Below are 18251 nucleotides of genomic sequence, written 5' to 3'. Positions count from 1 at the left end.
TCAGCGGCCCAGCACGACCCGGGCCATCCCGTCCAGCGCGGGATTGCCCGGGTCCCAGTAACCGGTGTGCCCACCTCGCCCACTGCCGAAGACCCGACCGCCGAACCCCGGGTGCGACGGGTCGTGCCCGAACCACAGCTCGTGCCCGGTGCGGTCGGGCCAGCCCAGCACGGCGGCCAGTGGCGCCGCGCCGAGCAGGGCGCGTCGGCCCAGCTCGTCCGCCGGGCGGGCGGCGCGGATCACGTCGTCGGGGGCGCTGCTCGCCCAGACCTCCCCGGGTGGCACGCCCAGCTCGGGGGCGTGCGACGCACCGACACCGGGGGAGCCGACGAAGACCAGCGCGTCGGCGGCCAACCCGTGCTCCCGGGCGGCCACCCCCACCACCAGCGACCCGTAGCTGTGCCCGAGCACCGTCTGCCGGGCCGGCGGCCCGTCGTGGCTGACGCGCAGCCCCTCCTGGAAGCGGTGCAACGCCGGCCCGGCGTCCCGGGCCTGACCCGCCGAGGCGGCCTCGGTCAGCAGATCCGGAGCGTCGTAGTCCAACCAGAGCACCGCCGCGCTGCGCTCACCCGGGGCGAGCGCGGCGCACCGCTCCAGCACCCGGGCCGCTCTGCCCAGCTCGCCGGGGGCGTCGTCCAGGCCGGCGGTCATCCCCGGCACGTAGGTCAGCACCCGATCGGCGTGGTCCGGGTCGCCGAGCGCCACCACCACCCGACCCTCACCCGCCGGATCCAACCCGAGCAGGTACGCCCGCGGCGCCCCGCCGGCCGTCAGCCGCCCGACCAGCGCGTCCAGGCCGGCCAACCGGCCGGCCACCCCGCGCAACCGGATCGACGCGAGCGGCCCCGGCGGCACCCGGGACAGCAGCCGTCGCCGCTCAACCAGCAGCTCCGCACGCCAGGCGTCGAGCCGTAACCGGTTGGCCTGGTCGCGGGCGGCCACCGGCAGCCCGTCCAACCGGCCGACCAGGGCCGGCTCGTGCCCGATCAGCCACCGACGCTGCGCCGGGGTCAACCCGGACCACCAGGCGCTGACCAGCGCGGGCGCGGCACCGAGGGCCGGTCGGCCCGGCGGGGGCGGGGACGCCCAGCCGGCACCGGCGGCCCTCGCCAGGTCATCCAACCGGTCGGCGGCGACCCGGTCCGCGGCGGCTGCCCCGTCGAGCGCGGCCCGCAGGGCCGCGGCCACCCCAGCCGCGGCCACCCCGGCCCGCTCGGTCGGCCGAACCGTGGCGGGATCGACCCGCACCCCGCCCGAACGGTCCACCAGCAGGCCGGCCGCCTCCGCCTGGGCGACCGCCTGGGAGAGCCGCGCCTTCGCCACCGCCAGCCCACCGGCCAACTCGGCCAGCACCTGGTCGACCTCGATCAGCGCGGGTGCGATCGAGGTCAGCTCGTCACGCAGACCGGCGAGCCGAGTGTCCGCCGCCGTCGCTGCCACACCCGACCAACCGCCCCGCAACCGCCCGCCGGCCGCGCGCAGCCCGCCCACGCGACGATCGAGCGGCCCGACCAACCCCGCCCACGCCGCCCCGGCGGCCCGCCACCCGTCCGGATCGGCAGCCCACAATTGTCGGTAGCCGACGCTGCTCATCGGGGCAGGGCTGCGAACCGGCCGGCGGCCCGGTCGTCGACCGTCTCGTACGCCTCGGCCGCCCCCCGGACCCCGCCGGAGGTCGCCGCGACCCGGGCACCCAACCGGCAGAACCAGGCGTGCCCGGCGGCCTCCAACCCGGCCAGGGCCACGCCCGCCCGCCACTCGGGCGCCGCCACCACCAGCCCGGGCAGCCCCGCGAGGCCCAACGCCAACCGGCGCGCCTCGTCGTCGAGCAGGACGGCGACCGCCCGCAACTCCTCCGGTTGGACGGCGAACGGCTCGTCGGTCATGACCACACCCCCGTGGACGATCGGCATCGACGCGCCGACGCTAGGCGCGTACCGGAGGTCGCGCGGTGCCCTGTGGACAGCCGACGTCGAGGCGTACCCCGGGGTGTCCACAGGCGTTGCCCAGCGCGAGCCCGACGGCTAATCTGCGGCCTCGACCGCCGGTAGGGTGGAGTGGTGATCGTCGCTGTCGGCATCGACGTCGTCTTGGTCGACCGGTTCGCCCGGGCCCTGGCACGGACGCCGCTGCTCGCCGACCGGCTGTTCACCGAGGCCGAGCGGCACACCCGCTCCGGCAGCCCGCGCTCGCCCGAGTCGCTCGCCGCCCGGTTCGCCGCCAAGGAGGCGGTGGCCAAGGCGCTCGGCGCTCCGGCGGGGCTCAACTGGCACGACTGCGAGATCGTGCCCGACCCGGATGGCCGCCCCTGGCTGGCCGTCTCCGGCACTGTCGCGGCGGTGGCCGACGCACGGGGGGTCAACCACTGGCATCTCTCGTTGTCGCACGACGGCGGGATCGCGTCGGCGATGGTGGTCGCGGAACGATGACGTCGGTCGGGAGGGCCGGTCAGGTTCGCCCGCTAACGGAATGGGACACGGTGGCATGAGATCGGTGTGGCGGGTGGCCGACGTACGGGCGGCCGAGGCGGGGCTGATGGGCACGCTGCCGGACGGGACGCTGATGCAGCGTGCCGCCGCCGGTCTGGCCCGCCGCGCCGCGCTCCTACTCGCCGAGCGGGGCGGCGTCTACGGGGGCCGGGTGCTGCTGCTGGTCGGCTCGGGTGACAACGGCGGCGACGCGCTGTACGCGGGGGAGCGGTTGGCCCGCCGAGGTGTCCAGGTGTCCGCCCTGCTGCTCACCCCCGGGCGGGCGCACGCCGCCGGCCTGGCCGCGCTGCGAGCCGCTGGCGGCCGGCTGGTGCCGGATCCGGCCGGCCCGGTCGACCTGGTCCTCGACGGCATCGTCGGCATCGGTGGCACCGGCGGGCTACGGGCGAACGCGGACGAGGTGGTCCAGCGCGTCGGCGACCTGCGCGGACGCGACGGGGAACGGGCCACGGTGCTGGCGGTCGACGTGCCCAGCGGGGTCGCTGTCGACACCGGCAACGTGCCGCTGTCCGCGTCCGGCCGGCCCACCGCCGTCCGCGCCGACGTGACGGTGGCCTTCGGCGCGCTGAAGCCCGCCCTGGTCGTCGGACCGGCCGCCGCGCTGGCCGGGCAGGTCGAGTTGGTCGACATCGGGCTGCGGCCGTGGCTGCGTGGCACTCCGGCGCTGCGGGTCACCGAGTGGTCCGACCTGGTCGACTGGTGGCCCCAGCTGGGCCCGGCGTCGGAGAAGTACACCCGGGGCGTGGTCGGGGTGGCGACCGGCTCGGCGACCTACCCCGGCGCGGCGGTGCTCTCCGTGGGCGGCGCCCTGGCCGGGCCGACCGGCCTGGTCCGCTACGCCGGCAGCGCCCGCGCCGAGGTGCTGCACCAGCACCCGTCGGTGATCGCCAGTGGGCGGGTCGCCGACGCGGGCCGGGTGCAGGCCTGGGTCTGCGGCTCCGGGCTGGGCACCGGCGCCGACGCGGCGGCCGAGCTGCGCGCCGTACTGGCCGCCCCGGTGCCGGTGGTGCTCGACGCCGACGCGCTGACCCTGCTGGTGGACGGCTCGCTCGCCGACCGGCTACGGGGTCGTGACGCGCCCATCGTGGTCACCCCGCACGACCGGGAGTTCACCCGTCTCTGCGGGGAGGAGCCGGGCGCCGACCGGGTCGGCGCCGCGCTGCGGCTGGCCGCCTGGATGAACGCGGTGGTGCTGCTCAAGGGCGACCGCACGGTGATCGGCACGCCGGACGGTCGGGCGTACGTCAACCCGACCGGCACCCCGGCGCTGGCCACCGGCGGCACCGGCGACGTGTTGTCCGGGCTGCTCGGCTCGCTGCTGGCGGCCGGGGTGCCCGCCGATCGGGCCGCCGCCTCGGCCGCGTACCTGCACGGGCTCGCCGGACGGGAGGCGGCCCGGGGTGGGCCGGTGACCGCGCCCGACGTGGCGACCGCCCTGCGTCCGGTGCTGGCCCGGCTGGGCTGAACGGGGCGCTTCGGGTGCGATGACCGGATCACCGCGTCGGGGCGTGCGTCGCCGCCCGCGGTGATCACGGCGGAAAGTAGGCTGAACGCATGTGGCAGGCCGAGGTACGCGTCGATCTTGACGCCATCCGCGAGAACGTGAGCAGGCTCCGCTCCGGCACCACCGCCGAGTTGATGGCGGTGGTGAAGGCCGACGGGTACGGCCACGGCATGCTTCCGGCCGCCCGCGCCGCGCTCGACGCCGGCGCCGACTGGCTCGGTGTCTGCACCCTCGACGAGGCGCTCACCCTGCGGCGGGCCGGGGTGACGGTGCCGGTGCTGGCCTGGCTTCTCGCCCCCGGGTTGCCGCTGCACGAGGGGGTCACCGCCGGGGTTGACCTGGGCGCGGCCAGCCTGGCGCAACTGGACGAGATGATCGAGGCGAGCCGCCTCGCCGGGCGTCCCGCCCGCCTGCACCTCAAGATCGATACGGGGCTGTCCCGGGGCGGTGCGACAGTCGCCGACTGGCCCGCGCTGCTGGACGCCGCCGCGAAGGCGCAGGCCGACGGCCTGGTCGAGGTCGTCGGCGTGTGGAGCCACTTCGTGTACGCGGACTCGCCCGGCCACCCCACCACCGACCGTCAGCTGGCCGTCTTCCACGAGGGGCTGGCCATGGTCGAGCGGGCCGGGCTGCGACCGCGCTGGCGGCACCTCGCCAACTCGGCGGCCACCCTCACCCGCCCGGACACCCACTTTGACCTGGTCCGCCCCGGTCTGGCCATCTACGGGCTCTCCCCGGTGGCCGGCGAGACGTACGGGTTGCGGCCGGCGATGACCGCCCGGGCCCGGGTGATGCTCACCAAGCGGGTGCCCGCCGGCACCGGTATCTCCTACGGGCACGCCTACACGACGGAAGCCGACGCGAACCTGGCCGTGGTGCCGCTCGGGTACGCCGACGGAGTCCCCCGGCACGCGTCCAACACCGGTCCGGTGCAGCTCGGCGGCGTACGCCGGACGATCTCGGGGCGGGTCTGCATGGACCAGTTCGTCCTCGACTGCGGCGACGACCCGGTGGCCGACGGCGACGTGGCGACGCTCTTCGGCAGCGGTGCCGACGGCGAACCGACAGCTGACGACTGGGCCGAGGCGGTCGGCACGATCAACTACGAGATCGTCACCCGGTTCGGCGGCACGCGGGTGCCCCGGGTCTACGACGGCGAGAAACCATGAGCTATCGCATTCCGCGCCCGCGGACGGCCGCCGGCCGGGTCGCGGGGATCGTCGGCGCGGCGGTGGGGGTTGCCGCGGCGGGTCTGGCGGCCGGCGTCGCGACCGAGCGGACCCTGGTCCGCCGGCTCAAGGCCGACCCGGCCGACCGCTACGCGCACGAGATGTTCGACCAGCAGCGGTACGACGAGGCGTTCCGCCTGGAACTGCCGGACGGCACGGATATCCACGTCGAGGTGGTCGAGCCGACCCGGCCGGTGCCGGGGCGCCCGACTGTGGTGCTGGTGCACGGCTTCTGCCTGGACATGGGGACGTTCCACTTCCAGCGTCAGATGCTCGCCGCCCGCGGCGACTACCGGATCGTGTCGTACGACCAGCCCGGCCACGGCCGGTCCGGGCGGTTGGAGACCGGGGAGTACGACCTCGGCGTGCTCGGTCGCACGCTGCGCCAGGTGATCGACCGAACCGCCCCGGACGGGCCGCTGGTGCTGGTCGGCCACTCGATGGGCGGCATGACCATCATGGCGTTCGCCGAGCTGTTCGGAGAGCTGTTCGGCGACCGGGTGGTGGGCACCGTTCTGATGGCCACGTCGGGCGGGCTCATCGCGGAGACCAAGTTGGTCGCGCCCGCGCTGCTCGGCCGGGTCGGTGGCCCGGTGCTCTACATGGTCAGCAACGCCACCCGGTACGGCGGGCCGGTGATCGACAAGGCCCGCAAGTCGACGTCGAACGTGGCCTGGCTGCTGACCCGCAAGTACGGCTTCGGCACCCGCAAGCCCAGCCCGTCGCTGGTGTCCTACGTGGAGACGATGAACTCCCGGACGTCGGCCGACACGGTGACCCGCTACCTGCGCACCCTGGCCACCCACTCGCGCTTCCCGGCGCTGGCGGCGCTGGCGGCGACTCCGGTGCTGGTGGTGGTCGGCGACAAGGACATGATCACGCCGGTGACCCACTCCGAGGAGATCGTCCGCCGGTTGCCGCACGCCGAGTTCGTGAAGATCAAGGACAGCGGTCACGTGGTGATGTTGGAGCACGCGGACGAGGTCAACGCCGCCCTGGCGCGGTTCCTGAAGTCATTGCAGAGCGTGGAGGAACGGTGAGTCACGTCGTCAAGCTGCCTACCGTCGAGGACACTCGGGACTTCGGCCGGCGGCTGGCCGGGCTGCTGCGCGCTGGCGACCTGGTGCTGTTGACCGGCCCGTTGGGCGCCGGCAAGACTGCGCTCACCCAGGGCGTCGGCGCCGGGCTCGGTGTGCTCGGGGACATCACCTCGCCGACCTTCGTGATCGCCCGGGTGCACCGCCCCGATCCGGCCCGGGGCGGCCGGGTGGCGCTGGTGCACGCCGACGCCTACCGGTTGGGTGACGCCACCGACCCGCGCGCCGAGATCGACGACCTCGACCTCGACGCGTCGGTGGACGACTCGGTGACAGTGGTGGAGTGGGGTGAGGGCCTGGTGGAGCAGTTGGTGGACGCGCACCTGCGGGTGCGCATCGACCGCCGCGACGACGACACCCGCATCGTCGAGCTGGACCCGATCGGCGGCGACTGGGCCCGGCGGCTCGCCGACCTGGGCTAGGTCGGCGGCTGTCGTACCCGATGCCTAGAGTGCGGGAGACCGACCCGCGCTGTGAGAGGTTCCTGATGCCCGACGACGCCCCCGCCCTGGATCTGCTGGCCCTGCTGCCGGAGCAGTGGCGCACCGTGCTCGCCCCGCACCTCGACCCGGCACGCACCGCCGCGCTGGGCGAGTTCGTCGCCCGGGAATACGCCACGCAGACGGTCTTCCCGCCGCTGGAGGATCTGTTCTCGGCATACCGGCTCTGCCCGCCGCAGGGCACCCGGGTGCTCATCCTCGGGCAGGATCCCTACCACCGGGCCGGGCAGGCTCACGGGTTGAGCTTCAGCGTCCGCGACGGTGTGACGGTGCCGCCGTCGTTGCGCAACGTCTTCAAGGAGCTGGGCGAGGACGTGGGCGTCCCCAAGCCGCGCAACGGCAACCTCGACGGGTGGGCCGCCCAGGGGGTGCTGCTGCTCAACGCGGTGCTGACCGTCCGGCAGGCCACCCCGGGCTCACACGCCAACGCCGGCTGGGAAGAGTTCACCGACGCGACCATCCGGGCACTGGACGCGGCACCGGAGCGGGTGGTCTTCCTGCTCTGGGGTGGCTACGCCCGCAAGAAGGCCGCGCTGGTCAGCAATCCGCAGCACGTGGTGCTGGAGGCGGGTCACCCCAGCCCGATGAACCCGCGCGGCTTCCTCGGTAGCCGCCCGTTCAGCGCCGCCAACAAGGCACTCGCCGACGCCGGCCTGCCCACCATCGACTGGGAGCGCACCGCCGGCTGAGCCGCTCGTCGACGTTCTGCTGCCTGCCTGGCGGCCTGAGCGGGCGTCGGCGTCCGTCAGTTGGCGCTACCGGCGCTGGCTCAGCTTCCGCTGGCTGACTGCCGGCCCCGGTAGCGGCGCAACAGCTCGGCGGCGCGTGGCTCGCTCAGTTCCAGCGCGACGAGCGGCACCACCTGGTAACTCCGCCCACCGTGACGCACCTCGATCGTCTCGGGCAGCTCGTCGCACATCGTGGCCCTGATCTCTCCGTACCGGGTCGACCAGAAGTGTTCGCCCGGCTCCTCAGGCTCCAACCACAGCCCGCCGAACTCACCCCAGCTAGCGTTCCACCGCTGGCCGTAGTTCGCCTCCAGCCAGCGGGTGAAGAGTTTGGCGTCCTGCCAGCGCAGGGCGATCTCCAGCGCGTCTACCGGCACCGGCGCTCCCTGCAACAGCGCCGCGGCACACCCGGTGATCACCTGAGGAAAGTTGGTGAGCCGATCCAGCAGCCGATTCACAATCAGCCCGTCGATCCGCTCCGCGAGGGGCTGGGCGGCCAGGTCGTCGATCCGGGCGTCGAGGTGCGCATCCAACGGCTCGACCCCGATGACCAACTGCACATCCATCGCGGCGAGCAACCGTTCCAGCACCGGGATCGTCGGCGCTCGCTCACCACGTTCGAACCGGGCCACCGCTGCCTGGTCGACCTCGGCCAGCGCGGCCAACTGGCGCTGGCTCAGGTCGCGCAGATGTCGTTGCTGCCGCACGGCAGCGCCGAGAACTGTGACAAGGCGAGTGGATGGCATCCCGGCAGGGTGGACCAAGGGCGAGACGTCCGCGATCCCGTTACGGCAGATCGGCGACTTGCCGCCGATCCGGCCCCGAGAATCGCCAGGCCCGTGACCCGGCGGATGGTGGGCCTTACTTGAATGAGCGTGATGTCTGTGAGTCATGGTGATGATTCACAGACATCACGCTCATTGGGGGATGTGGCTCCAGTGCTCGTCCGAGGGCTAGGCGGTTGGCCCGGCCGCACCTTGGGGCTACGGCGGCGGGGCAGCCCGTGGCGGGGCGAAGGCCGTGGCGGGGCGGGGCATGACGGCGGCGCCGGGCGGGGCGGCTAGGCTGGTTTACCGTGCTCGTACTCGTGGTGGACAGCTCGACCCCCGCGGTCACCGCGGCGCTGGTGGAGGTCTCGGCAGACGGCGTGGCGTCGCGGGCGCACCGGTGCACCGTCGACGCCCGCGCGCACGGTGAGCTGCTCGCGCCCCAGGTGGACGCGGTCCTCGCTGACGCTGACGCGCGCCCACGTGACCTGGCCGCCATCGTCGCCGGGCTCGGCCCGGGGCCGTTCACCGGGCTGCGGGTCGGCCTGGTCACCGCCGCGACCATGGGGCAGGTGCTCGGGATCCCGACGTACGGCGTCTGTTCGCTGGACGCCATCGGTTACCCGGCGGCGACCGGCGCGCCGGTCCTGGCTGCCAGCGACGCCCGGCGCAAGGAGCTCTACTGGGCCGTCTACGACGGCGCCGGCCAGCGGATCGTCGGGCCCGAGGTGTCCGCGCCGGCGGTCGCCGCCGCGCGCGCCCGCGAACTGGGCGCGACGATCGCGGTCGGTGACGGGGCGCACCGCTACGCCGAGGTGCTGGACCTGCCCGTCCGGGTCGAACCCCGCTACCCGGACGCGACAGTGCTGGCTCTGCTCGCCGCCGAGCGGATCCGGGCGGGCGCGTCAAGTGAGCGGCTCACCCCGCTCTACCTGCGCCGCCCCGACGCGGTGGCGGCGATCGGCCGCAAACCGGTCCTGCCATGACTGCGGTACGGCTCGAACCGTTCCGCTGGTGGCACATCGACGACGTGCTGCCGATCGAGGCGGACCTCTTCGGCGCTGAGAAGTGGTCGCCCGCCATGTTCTGGAGCGAACTCGCCAACGGGCACCACTACCGTGTCGCCGTCGACGCTGACGGCTCGGTGCTCGGCTACGCCGGGCTCGCCGGCGTCCCGCCCGACGAGGTGTGGGTGCAGAACATCGCCGTCCGCCGGGACGCCCAGCGGCGCGGCGTGGGCCGGACCCTGCTGGAGGACTTGCTCGCCGAGGCGGTCCGGCGCGACGCCCGCAGCACCCTGCTGGAGGTCGCCGTGGACAACGCCGCAGCCCAGCGGCTCTACGCGACGTACGGTTTCGAGCCGGTCGGGGTGCGGCGCGGCTACTACCAACCGAGCAACACCGACGCGCTGGTCATGCGGCGCGACGCCGAGCCGACCGGGGACGGACCACACGACCATGGCTGACGAACCACTGATCCTGGGTATCGAGACCTCCTGCGACGAGACCGGCGTCGGCATCGTGCGGGGGTACACCCTGCTGGCCGACGCGCTCGCCTCCAGCGTCGAGGAACACGCCCGGTTCGGGGGTGTGGTGCCGGAGGTGGCCAGCCGGGCACACCTGGAGGCCATCGTGCCGACCATGGACCGGGCACTCACCGAGGCCGGCGTCACACTGGCCGACATCGACGCTATCGCCGTCACCTCCGGGCCGGGGTTGGCCGGCGCGTTGCTGGTCGGCGTCGCCGCCGCCAAGGGGTACGCGGTCGCCGCCGAGAAACCCATCTACGGCGTCAACCACCTCGCCGCCCACGTCGCGGTGGACACCCTCGAGCACGGCCCGCTGCCCGAACCCGCCATCGCGCTCCTGGTGTCCGGCGGCCACTCGTCCCTCCTGCTCGTCGACGACCTGGCCCGGGGCGTCACGCCGCTGGGCGCCACCATCGACGACGCGGCCGGGGAGGCGTTCGACAAGGTCGCCCGGCTGCTCGGGTTGCCGTTCCCTGGTGGTCCGCCCATCGACCGGGAGGCCCGGGCCGGCGATGCCGCCTCGATCGCCTTCCCCCGCGGTCTGACCGCCGCGAAGGATCTCGCCGCCCACCGGTACGACTTCTCGTTCTCGGGCCTGAAGACGGCGGTGGCCCGGTGGGTCGAGGCCCGCCAGCGTGCCGGTGAGCCGGTGCCGGTGGCCGACGTGGCCGCGTCCTTCCAGGAGGCGGTCTGTGACGTCCTGACCAGCAAGGCGCTGGCCGCCTGCCGCGCGCAGGGCATCGAGACCCTGGTCATCGGCGGGGGAGTGGCGGCGAACTCGCGGCTGCGGGCGATGGCCGAGCAGCGAGCCGAGAAGTACGGCATCCGGGTCCGGGTACCCCGGCCGAAGCTGTGCACCGACAACGGCGCGATGGTGGCCGCGCTCGGTTCGCGCCTGGTCGCCGCCGGGGTCGCTCCGAGCCGACTGGACCTGCCAGCCGACTCGGCACTGCCGTTGACCACGGTCAGCGTGTGACGGGAGCGGCGGACATGATCGTGCGGATGTGGGAGGCGCGCGCCGAGGCGTACGGAGTGGCCGACCTGATCACCTGGGTGTGCGACACCGCCCTGCCCGAGTTGGAGCACGACCCGCTCCACGTCTCCAGCGAGGTCTTCTCCTCCACCGACCACCGGGTGGTGGTGATGTCCAAGTGGCGCAGCAACCCCCGCCCGCTGCCAGACCCGCCAGCGCTGCTGGTGGCCCGCGCCCCGCACTCCTGGGACTTCACCCAGGTAGACCGTTGACGCGAGCCACCATCCAGGCCGCCGGCTGACTGGTCAGCTGCGGCGCAACATCCGGTAGGTGGCGATTCCGCCTGTGCCCAGCGCGGCGAGGAAGACCAGCCAGACGACGGTGCTGCTGACTCCGACCTGCGGGCCGGAGTTGGCGGCCGCGGCCGCCAGGAGCCCGTCCTCACCCGGGGCGGGCAGCGCGGCCGGCGGCAACTCCGGCCAGCGGACCAGGCCGGTGCTCTCCAGCATCTGCATGTGGTGCATGACGAAGCCGTTGGAGTCGTCGCAGAGCTTGCGGACGGTGGCGTCCCGGGTGCTGGCGCGGACCGCGCCGATCACCGGGAAGATCTTGCCGTGGGCGACCCGGAGCCGGGTGACGAAGATCTGGTCGAACCGAGCGCCGGACGCCTTCTGCATCTCGGCCAGCCAGCCCTTCTGCTCGGCGGTCGGCTCGCTGGGGATCGTCGCGCCCAACTTGTTGGCCGCGTCGACCACGAGCTGGTCGAGCTTCTGGTGCTCGCTGGCGATGCCGGCGCCGATCTCCCGGACCTTCGCCGACTGTCCCTTCTCGGCGGCCATCTGGCCGGCTGGCATCTCCCACAGGCCGGCCAGCCGCACCCCGTTGAGCAGTGTCATGTCGGCAGCGTTGAGCTGCTGGCCACCGGCGGGCGCGGCGACGGCCACGCCGGGCAGGACACCGACCCCCGCGATGACCGCGATGAGCAGCATCGCCGCTCGGTGGGTCCGGGTGCCCAGTCGGCGATGGGCGGATCTGAGCGGTGCCATGTCTGTGGTGCCTCCTCGGTCCGGACCGGAACGCGTCTGGACCGGGCAGCCGTACCCTGCCGGTTGCCCGTCCGCCCACTGGTACGGACTGATCGCGCGATCAGTTCATCGCGGAGCGACAGGGATCAGCGGGTGACGGCGAGCAGGCCGCCGAGCAGCAGCAGGGTGAGCGCCGCAGCGGCGAAGACCATCAGCAACTCCTGACGCCCGCGCGTGACCGGGCTGGCGTCGACGACCGGGTTGGGCAGGGCCGGCAGATCGCGGGTCAGCGCGGCCAGGTCACCGAGGGTGCGCGCCGTCCACACCGCACCGGCCCGATCGGAGAATTCGTCGAGCGTCAGCCGGCCCGCCGCCGTGTGCTGGTGCAGCGCGACGACCACCCGGTTGCGATCGTCGTCGGAGGCGCGCAGCTCGACATCCACGCCGGACAGCGTACGCGGATCAGCCCACGTCGAGGGGGTCGGCGAGGAGCCGTTCGAAGGCCAGTTCGGCGGCACCGATCAGGGGCGCGTCCGCACCCAGTTTCGGCGTACGCAGCCGGACGTGTTCCAGGCAGGCGCCGAGCGCGTTGGAGTTGAGCCGGCTGCGGATCTGCGCCGCCGCCGCGAGGTAGAGGTCACGCATGGTCCCGCCGAAGATGACCATCTCGGGGTTGAAGACGTTCACCAGGTTGGCCACCCCGAAGCCGAGCCAGTCGCCGGCCTGGCGGACCGCCGTCTGGGCCCGGGCGTCACCGCGGTCGGCCGCGTCGAAGACCTCCAGCAGCGCGTCACGGCCCCGGGCGTCGGAGCGTCCGGCGGCGCGCAGGAGGCCGCGCTCGCCGATCTCGGTCTCCCAGCAGCCCCGGGAGCCGCACTCACAGGGCCTGCCGTCACGGACCACCTTCATGTGGCCGACCTCGCCGCCGTACCCACCGTGCCCGGTCAGCCTGCGCCCGCCGGCGATGATGCCGGCACCCACGCCGACGTCGCCGTACAGGTAGAGGACGTTGTCGCAACCCGCCGCCACACCTCGTGCGTGCTCGGCGAACGCGGCGACGTCGGCCACGTTGCCCACTGTGATCGGTACGTCGATGCCCAACTCGTCGGCCAGGGCCGCGCCGATCGGCTCGTCCACCCAACCGGTGGTGGGGCTGAGTCGGACCAGGCCGTCGTTCCGGCGGACCATGCCGCACACAGCGACGCCGGCACCAACGCAGATCGCGTCCGCCGGCACCAGTTGCTGCATCTCCTTGACCGCGCCGGCCAGCAGCGGCGCGGCCTCCGCTGCCAGCAACCCGCGTGGCCGGTCCAGATCCCGACGGTCCAGGACCGCGCCACCCAGCCCGATCCGGGCCGCGCGCAGTCGGTCCACCTCCACCGAGTACGCGTACGCGTAGACCCGGGCCGACTCGGGCCGGACGACCAGTGACGGTCGTCCGGCCCGGCCGGTCTCCTTCGGTGCCCCTTCGCTGACCAGCCCCACTGCGGACAGGTCGGCGGTGAGCGCGCCGATGGTGCTGCGGTTGAGGCCCAGCGTGGTGGTCAGTTCGGCACGCGTGGTCGCCCCGTGGACGTGCACGTGTCGCAGCAGGGCCCCGAGGTTCTGCCGTCGGACGTCATCCTGGCTCGGTCCTGGGCGCATGCTGGTGCTACCTCCCGCGCGGTCAGCGGGTGCCGGTGGCTGCCGCGCGGCGGCGGGAGAGCGCGTCGACGCTGGCGGCGAGTAGCAGCACGGCGCCGGTGACCACGTACTTGACTCCCGCGTCGTACCCCATCAGGCCCATTCCGTTTTCGATGACCGCGACCACCGCGCCGCCGAGTACGGCGTCGAGGACGCGGCCCTTGCCACCGAAGAGGCTGGTGCCGCCGATGACCGCGGCACCGACCGCGTAGAGCAGTACGTTACTGCCCCCGGTGTTCGGGTCGACCGAGTTGGCCCGGCTGGCCGCCACGATGCCACCGATGGCGGCCATCGACGAGCAGATCACGAAGACCGAGATCCGGATCCGGTCGACGCCGATGCCGGCCCGGCGGGCCGCTTCGCGGTTGCCGCCCACGGCGTAGATGTGCCGGCCGTAGCTGGTGCGTTGAAGCACGAAGGTCCAGATGATCAGCAGCACCGCGATGATCGGCACCACGATCGGCACACCCTTGAGTGAGCTGATCAGGACGTTGCGGCTGCGCTCCAGGTTGAGCACGTACACCGCGGTGACGAGGATGACGGCGAGCCCGCCGATCCGCAGCGCCACCACCGCGAGCGGGTCGGTGATCAGGCCGCGGGCCACCCGGGTGCGGTGGCGCAGCAGTTGCACCGCCCCGTAGCCGACGACCGCGAGGGCGGTCAGCGCCCAGCCCAGCGTGGGGGCGAGGTTGCGGTTGGCGATGGCGACCAGCACGTCGTCGCGGACGGCGATGTTGGTGCCCTCCTTGACCAGCAGCAGCACGACGCCCTGGAAGGCGAGGAAGCCGGCGAGGGTGACCACGAAGGACGGAATGCCGATCTTCGCGACGAGCATGCCGAGCGTGGTGCCGATGACCACACCGGTGGCGACCGCGGCGAGCACGGCGACCCACCAGGGGTAGCCGAGCACCGTGACCACATTGGCCAGCACCGCCGCGCAGACGCCGCTGGCGAAGCCGGCGGAGAGGTCGATCTCGCCGAGCAGCAGCACGAAGACCAGGCCCATCGCGATGAGCGTGACCGCCGCGCCCTGGGTGAAGAGGTTGGCGAAGTTGCCGGCCGACAGGAACGACGACGGCCGCATGATCCCGAAGACGGTGCAGAGCACGATCAGGCCGAGCACGGCTGGCAGCGCGCCGACGTCGCCACCGCGTACGCGACTCAGGTAGTTGCGGACGTGGCCTCCGACGGTCGGCGGGGGTGTGACGGCCGCGGGGCCGTCCTTCCGCACGGCGGTGGTGGTCATCGGACGCCTCCTGAGATCGAGTCGGCCGCCTGCGGGCCGTCGCCGTTGCTGCCCGGGTCGGTGGCGAGGCCGAGCCCGCCCGAGCGCCCGGCGGTGATCAGCTCGACCACCTGGGCGTGGGTGATGTCGGTGGTCTTCACCTGGGCGACCATCTGGCCGAGGTACAGCGCGGCGATCCGGTCGGAGACGGCGAAGACGTCGTTCATGTTGTGCGAGATGAGCACCACGGCCAGGCCGTTGTCGGCGAGGCGGCGGACCAGTTCGAGCACCTGGGCGGTCTGTGCCACGCCCAGCGCGGCGGTCGGCTCGTCCAGGATGACGAGCTTGCTGTTCCACAGCACCGCCTTGGCGATGGCAACGGTCTGGCGTTGACCGCCGGAGAGGCTGGACACGTGCTGGCGCAGTGAGGTGACGGTGCGGATGGAGAGCCCTGCCAGCGTTTCGGCGGCGAGTTGTTCCATTGTCGGCTCGTCGAGGACGATGCCGCTGCGCTTCTCCCTGCCCAGGAACATGTTCTGCACGATGTCCAGGTTGTCGCAGAGCGCGAGGTCCTGGTAGACGACCTCGATGCCCAGCGTGGCGGCGTCGCGGGGGCTGCCGATGTGCACCGGTCCACCGTTGAACAGGAACTCTCCGGCGTCGGTGGGGTGGATGCCGCTGATGCACTTCACCAGGGTCGACTTGCCGGCGCCGTTGTCGCCGACCAGTGCGGTCACTTCGCCCGGGTGGACGGTCAGGGCGACGTCGCGGAGCACCTGGACGGGACCGAAGCTCTTGTCGATCCCGCGGAGTTCCAGCAGGGGGGTCGCGGACACGGGGGTCTCCTTCTTAAGGGAGGGTCGGGGCCCGTCCGGCGGGCGCCGCCCGGCACGGGAGGGTGCTCCCGTGCCGGGCGGCGATGGTCGTTCCGGCGGGTACTGCGGCGTCGGTCAGCTGATGCCGGCTTCGGCGCAGAACTTGGTGTACGCCGCGGTGCAGACCTCTTCCTTGGTCACGTAGCCGTCGGCGATGACGTCCTTGACGCTCTCCTTGTAGATGGCCTTCGGGGTGAGCAGCACCGAGGGAACGTCCCGGTCACCGTCCTTGACCGTCTGGCCGGTGTCCTTCTTCTCGCCCTTGGCGAGCGCGATGGCCAGGTCGGAGGCGGCCTTCGCCTCTTCCCGGACCGCCTTGTAGACGGTCATGCACTGGTCACCGGCGAGGATGTTCTGCAGGCCCTCGGTGCTGGCGTCCTGCCCGGTCACCGGCACCTTGCCGTTGAGCTTGTTCTTCTTCAGGATCGAGATGGCCGCGTTGCCGAGACCGTCGTTGGCGGCCAGCACGCCGTCGATCTTGCCGTTGGCCTTGGTGAGCTGCTGCTCGAAGATCGTCGCGGCCTGCGCGTTGTCCCACGCGGGCACCGCGTCCTCAGGGCCCTTGACGTACTCCTTGGCGTCGAACTTCGGCTTGAGCACCGAGTCGTAGCCGGCCTTGAAGAGGGTGGCGTTGTTGTCGGTGGGGGAGCCGTTCAGGTACGCCACGACGGGGTTCTTGGCGCCCTTCTCGGTCAGGCACTTCGACAGACCCTCGCCCTGGAGCTTGCCGACGGTCTCGTTGTCGAAGCTGACGTAGTACTGGGCGGAGCCGCCGAGGGTGAGCCGGTCGTAGTCGATGGTGGCGACGCCCTGCGACTTGGCCTTGTCGAGCACGGCCTTGCCGGTGCCGGAGTCCAGGTTGACGATCATCAGGGCGGTCACGCCGCCGGTGATCATCTGGTCGGCGATGGTCTGGAAGGCGCTCTTGTCGTTCTGGGCGTTCTGGATGTCGTACTTGACGCCGGCGGCCTTGAACGCCTCCTCCAGGAACCGACGGTCCGCCGTTTCCCAGCGGGCCGAGGACTTGCTGTCCGGGAGGATCACGCCGATCTTGGGAGTCTTGGCGGAGGCGGCCTTGTCGCCGGAGTCGTCGCCACAGGCGGTCAAGCCGCCGGTCGTGAGCAGGCCCACGGCGGCGATGGTGAGGATCCCCTTACGCATGTGCAGGGTCCTTTCGGAGGTGGGGGAGGTGTTGTTTTGTTGTGTCCGGCAACGTATTTCGCGTCACACCGGCTCCACAAGACCGCGCAGGTGCATAGTTTGTTGGGGGCGATAACAATTCAGCAACGCGACTGTTACTCCCCGGGTATTCCACGGGGGAGTCGACGTAACGACGACGCTAGTTGACCGGCTGGCCGATCAGCACCGTCGGTGCGCCGTCGACCCGGGTGAGCACCAGACTCGCCGCCGCGTCCCCAGCCAGCCGCAGGTCACGCCGGAGCTGTTCCGGGGTGAGCGCCGAACCCCGCTTGAGGATCTCCACCCGGCCCACCCGCCGATCGCGCAGCAGCGCCCGCAGGCGCTTGAGTGAGAACGGCAGCACGTCGGTGATCTCCAGGCAGCGCGCGTACGGGGTGCGGGTCGGCTGGTCGGCGTAGAGGTAGGCGATGCTCGGATCGCCCAGGGTGGCGTCCAGTTCGGTGGCCAGTTCCGCCACGAGGTGCGCACGGACCACCGCCGGGTCCGGGTCGTACAGGTAGCGGCGCGGCGGCCCGACCGGTGCCTCGGCGGCCCCCGAGCCGGTGAGCTGGTGGAGGTGAGACTCCACACCCCGCTGGCGGTGGAGGGTGGCGCGGCGGGGCACCTCGGCAAGCTCGCCGCACCAGAGCGCGGCCTCGACCAGGTCGCCGTCCACGCCGACCCACTCGGCCTCCGCGCCGGCCGGGATGAGCGCGTGGTCCAGGCCCGGCGCGACCTTCACCACTGTCCGCGGCACCCGCTCGGCCAGCCCGGTGACGAAGTCCCACGGTGGCGAGTAGGCGCGCGGGTCGAAGATCCGCCGCCCGGTGCCGGTGGTGCGGCGGGCCGGATCGCAGAAGACCCCGTCGACCCCTGACACGTCGAACCCTGTCGCGTCGCCGCACTCGACAGTGAACAGCTCGGCCAGGCCGGCCGCCTCGGCGTTGGCGGCGGCCATCGCCGCGGTCACCGGGTCGGCCTCCACCCCGTACACCCGGATGCCGGCACGGGCGGCGGCCAGCGCGTCGGCCCCGAGCCCACAGCCGAGGTCGGCCAGGGTGCGCACGCCGGCCGCGTGCAGCCGGGCGGCCCGACGGTCGGCGACCACCCGGCGGGTGGCCTGCTCCAGGCCGGGACGGGTGAGGAACATCCCAGCGGCGGCCGGGCCGAACTTGCCCACCGCCCGGTGGCGCAGCTCGGCCTGGGTGAGGGCCGCAGCGGCCAACGTCGGCGGCACCCCGGTCGCACGCAGCGCCGACGCCGCGACCAGTGGATCACCGCCGGCCAGGTCGGCCGCCGCCGTGAGCGCGGCCGACCCCTCAGGGGTACGCAGCGCCGCCAGCTGATCGAGATCCACACGTCCATTGTCCCGGCCGACCCGGAAATCCTGGCTGGCGGGGCGCGACGCGCTGGCACTCTCCTTGACGGAGTGCTAGCCACGGAATAACC

The 18251-nt window shown here is 72.9% G+C and carries 20 protein-coding genes; 10 read left to right on the top strand and 10 right to left on the bottom strand.

All coding sequences use genetic code 11. The features are described 5' to 3' along the window. Together ABZS40_RS17565 and ABZS40_RS17560 are read right to left on the bottom strand one after the other, a co-directional pair. Positions 1–1593, bottom strand: coding sequence for an alpha/beta hydrolase (locus tag ABZS40_RS17565; protein ID WP_354944291.1), 1593 nt, complete (start codon positions 1591–1593; stop codon positions 1–3). Continuing rightward, a complete protein-coding gene (locus tag ABZS40_RS17560) occupies positions 1590–1886 on the bottom strand; it encodes a hypothetical protein (RefSeq protein ID WP_354944290.1) in 297 nt (98 codons plus the stop codon). The genes ABZS40_RS17565 and ABZS40_RS17560 overlap by 4 nt, the downstream gene beginning before the upstream one ends. Positions 1887–2060: 174 nt before the next feature. On the opposite strand from ABZS40_RS17560, the gene ABZS40_RS17555 reads away from it, so the two are divergent. The 6 genes from ABZS40_RS17555 to ung all read left to right on the top strand — a co-directional run bounded on the left by ABZS40_RS17555 (position 2061) and on the right by ung (position 7508). Further along, the gene (locus tag ABZS40_RS17555; RefSeq protein ID WP_091403516.1) at positions 2061–2429 is read left to right on the top strand and encodes a holo-ACP synthase; all 369 of its coding nucleotides are present in this window, start codon (positions 2061–2063) and stop codon (positions 2427–2429) included. Positions 2430–2484: 55 nt separating this feature from the next. After that, positions 2485–3954: an NAD(P)H-hydrate dehydratase gene (locus tag ABZS40_RS17550; protein ID WP_354944289.1), complete on the top strand. Its 1470-nt coding sequence runs from the start codon at positions 2485–2487 to the stop codon at positions 3952–3954. Between the two features lie 89 nt (positions 3955–4043). Next, a complete protein-coding gene (gene alr, locus ABZS40_RS17545; protein WP_354944288.1) occupies positions 4044–5162 on the top strand; it encodes an alanine racemase in 1119 nt (372 codons plus the stop codon). Then, the gene (locus ABZS40_RS17540; RefSeq protein WP_354944287.1) at positions 5159–6262 is read left to right on the top strand and encodes an alpha/beta hydrolase; all 1104 of its coding nucleotides are present in this window, start codon (positions 5159–5161) and stop codon (positions 6260–6262) included. The genes alr and ABZS40_RS17540 overlap by 4 nt, the downstream gene beginning before the upstream one ends. Further along, positions 6259–6741, top strand: coding sequence for a tRNA (adenosine(37)-N6)-threonylcarbamoyltransferase complex ATPase subunit type 1 TsaE (tsaE, locus tag ABZS40_RS17535; protein ID WP_238687793.1), 483 nt, complete (start codon positions 6259–6261; stop codon positions 6739–6741). Before ABZS40_RS17540 ends, tsaE begins: the two co-directional genes overlap by 4 nt. Positions 6742–6806: 65 nt before the next feature. Beyond that, positions 6807–7508: a uracil-DNA glycosylase gene (gene ung / locus ABZS40_RS17530; protein ID WP_354944286.1), complete on the top strand. Its 702-nt coding sequence runs from the start codon at positions 6807–6809 to the stop codon at positions 7506–7508. An 80-nt stretch (positions 7509–7588) separates the two neighbouring features. On the opposite strand, the gene ABZS40_RS17525 is transcribed toward ung, so the two are convergent. Next, positions 7589–8293: a helix-turn-helix transcriptional regulator gene (locus ABZS40_RS17525; RefSeq protein ID WP_354944285.1), complete on the bottom strand. Its 705-nt coding sequence runs from the start codon at positions 8291–8293 to the stop codon at positions 7589–7591. Positions 8294–8622: 329 nt separating this feature from the next. Between ABZS40_RS17525 and tsaB the strand changes: the two genes are divergently transcribed. From tsaB to ABZS40_RS17505, 4 genes are read left to right on the top strand one after another with little or no spacing between them, the layout of a single operon-like run. Further along, positions 8623–9300, top strand: a complete 678-nt coding sequence (tsaB, locus tag ABZS40_RS17520) for a tRNA (adenosine(37)-N6)-threonylcarbamoyltransferase complex dimerization subunit type 1 TsaB (protein WP_354944284.1) — start codon at positions 8623–8625, stop codon at positions 9298–9300. Next, complete coding sequence (gene rimI, locus ABZS40_RS17515) at positions 9297–9779, top strand: ribosomal protein S18-alanine N-acetyltransferase (RefSeq protein ID WP_354944283.1); 483 nt, start codon at positions 9297–9299, stop codon at positions 9777–9779. Before tsaB ends, rimI begins: the two co-directional genes overlap by 4 nt. After that, on the top strand, positions 9772–10818 hold the full coding sequence (gene tsaD, locus ABZS40_RS17510; RefSeq protein WP_354944282.1) for a tRNA (adenosine(37)-N6)-threonylcarbamoyltransferase complex transferase subunit TsaD: 1047 nt from the start codon (positions 9772–9774) through the stop codon (positions 10816–10818). The genes rimI and tsaD overlap by 8 nt, the downstream gene beginning before the upstream one ends. Before the next feature lie 14 nt (positions 10819–10832). Next, a complete protein-coding gene (locus tag ABZS40_RS17505) occupies positions 10833–11087 on the top strand; it encodes a hypothetical protein (protein WP_354944342.1) in 255 nt (84 codons plus the stop codon). Between the two features lie 33 nt (positions 11088–11120). On the opposite strand, the gene ABZS40_RS17500 is transcribed toward ABZS40_RS17505, so the two are convergent. From ABZS40_RS17500 to ABZS40_RS17470, 7 genes are all read right to left on the bottom strand, one after another. Then, a complete protein-coding gene (locus ABZS40_RS17500) occupies positions 11121–11861 on the bottom strand; it encodes a DUF4142 domain-containing protein (RefSeq protein ID WP_354944281.1) in 741 nt (246 codons plus the stop codon). Between the two features lie 125 nt (positions 11862–11986). Further along, positions 11987–12283, bottom strand: a complete 297-nt coding sequence (locus tag ABZS40_RS17495) for a DUF1707 domain-containing protein (protein ID WP_354944280.1) — start codon at positions 12281–12283, stop codon at positions 11987–11989. A gap of 19 nt (positions 12284–12302) precedes the next feature. Next, positions 12303–13484 carry an ROK family protein gene (locus ABZS40_RS17490; protein WP_354944279.1) on the bottom strand — a complete coding sequence of 394 codons (1182 nt, stop codon included), beginning with the start codon at positions 13482–13484 and terminating at the stop codon, positions 12303–12305. Between the two features lie 22 nt (positions 13485–13506). Next, positions 13507–14769 (bottom strand): ABC transporter permease, encoded by a 1263-nt coding sequence (locus tag ABZS40_RS17485; protein WP_354944278.1) that lies wholly within the window; start codon positions 14767–14769, stop codon positions 13507–13509. Continuing rightward, positions 14766–15584, bottom strand: a complete 819-nt coding sequence (locus ABZS40_RS17480; RefSeq protein ID WP_354944277.1) for an ATP-binding cassette domain-containing protein — start codon at positions 15582–15584, stop codon at positions 14766–14768. Before ABZS40_RS17480 ends, ABZS40_RS17485 begins: the two co-directional genes overlap by 4 nt. A 114-nt stretch (positions 15585–15698) precedes the next feature. Beyond that, entirely contained in the window at positions 15699–16784 is a 1086-nt protein-coding gene (locus tag ABZS40_RS17475) for a substrate-binding domain-containing protein (RefSeq protein ID WP_354944276.1), read from the bottom strand. A 178-nt stretch (positions 16785–16962) separates the two neighbouring features. After that, on the bottom strand, positions 16963–18159 hold the full coding sequence (locus ABZS40_RS17470; RefSeq protein ID WP_354944275.1) for a methyltransferase domain-containing protein: 1197 nt from the start codon (positions 18157–18159) through the stop codon (positions 16963–16965). Positions 18160–18251: the final 92 nt, after the last annotated feature.

Source organism: Micromonospora sp. NPDC005324 (genome assembly GCF_040607155.1).
In the GTDB taxonomy this organism is placed as follows: Bacteria; Actinomycetota; Actinomycetes; order Mycobacteriales; family Micromonosporaceae; genus Micromonospora; species Micromonospora trifolii.
Note: the sequence above shows the minus strand (reverse complement) of the source record. Positions and strands in the feature narration are given on the sequence as shown.

Bases quoted from the DNA above. Each gene is read 5' to 3' on its own strand.
- rimI (WP_354944283.1), top strand. From the start codon at position 9,297: ATGACTGCGGTACGGCTCGAACCGTTCCGCTGGTGGCACATCGACGAC.
- ung (WP_354944286.1), top strand. From the start codon at position 6,807: ATGCCCGACGACGCCCCCGCCCTGGATCTGCTGGCCCTGCTGCCGGAG.
- ABZS40_RS17565 (WP_354944291.1), bottom strand. From the start codon at position 1,593: ATGAGCAGCGTCGGCTACCGACAATTGTGGGCTGCCGATCCGGACGGG.
- alr (WP_354944288.1), top strand. From the start codon at position 4,044: ATGTGGCAGGCCGAGGTACGCGTCGATCTTGACGCCATCCGCGAGAAC.
- ABZS40_RS17550 (WP_354944289.1), top strand. From the start codon at position 2,485: ATGAGATCGGTGTGGCGGGTGGCCGACGTACGGGCGGCCGAGGCGGGG.
- ABZS40_RS17560 (WP_354944290.1), bottom strand. From the start codon at position 1,886: ATGACCGACGAGCCGTTCGCCGTCCAACCGGAGGAGTTGCGGGCGGTC.
- ABZS40_RS17540 (WP_354944287.1), top strand. From the start codon at position 5,159: ATGAGCTATCGCATTCCGCGCCCGCGGACGGCCGCCGGCCGGGTCGCG.
- ABZS40_RS17475 (WP_354944276.1), bottom strand. From the start codon at position 16,784: ATGCGTAAGGGGATCCTCACCATCGCCGCCGTGGGCCTGCTCACGACC.
- ABZS40_RS17525 (WP_354944285.1), bottom strand. From the start codon at position 8,293: ATGCCATCCACTCGCCTTGTCACAGTTCTCGGCGCTGCCGTGCGGCAG.
- ABZS40_RS17500 (WP_354944281.1), bottom strand. From the start codon at position 11,861: ATGGCACCGCTCAGATCCGCCCATCGCCGACTGGGCACCCGGACCCAC.
- tsaD (WP_354944282.1), top strand. From the start codon at position 9,772: ATGGCTGACGAACCACTGATCCTGGGTATCGAGACCTCCTGCGACGAG.
- ABZS40_RS17485 (WP_354944278.1), bottom strand. From the start codon at position 14,769: ATGACCACCACCGCCGTGCGGAAGGACGGCCCCGCGGCCGTCACACCC.
- ABZS40_RS17505 (WP_354944342.1), top strand. From the start codon at position 10,833: ATGATCGTGCGGATGTGGGAGGCGCGCGCCGAGGCGTACGGAGTGGCC.
- ABZS40_RS17490 (WP_354944279.1), bottom strand. From the start codon at position 13,484: ATGCGCCCAGGACCGAGCCAGGATGACGTCCGACGGCAGAACCTCGGG.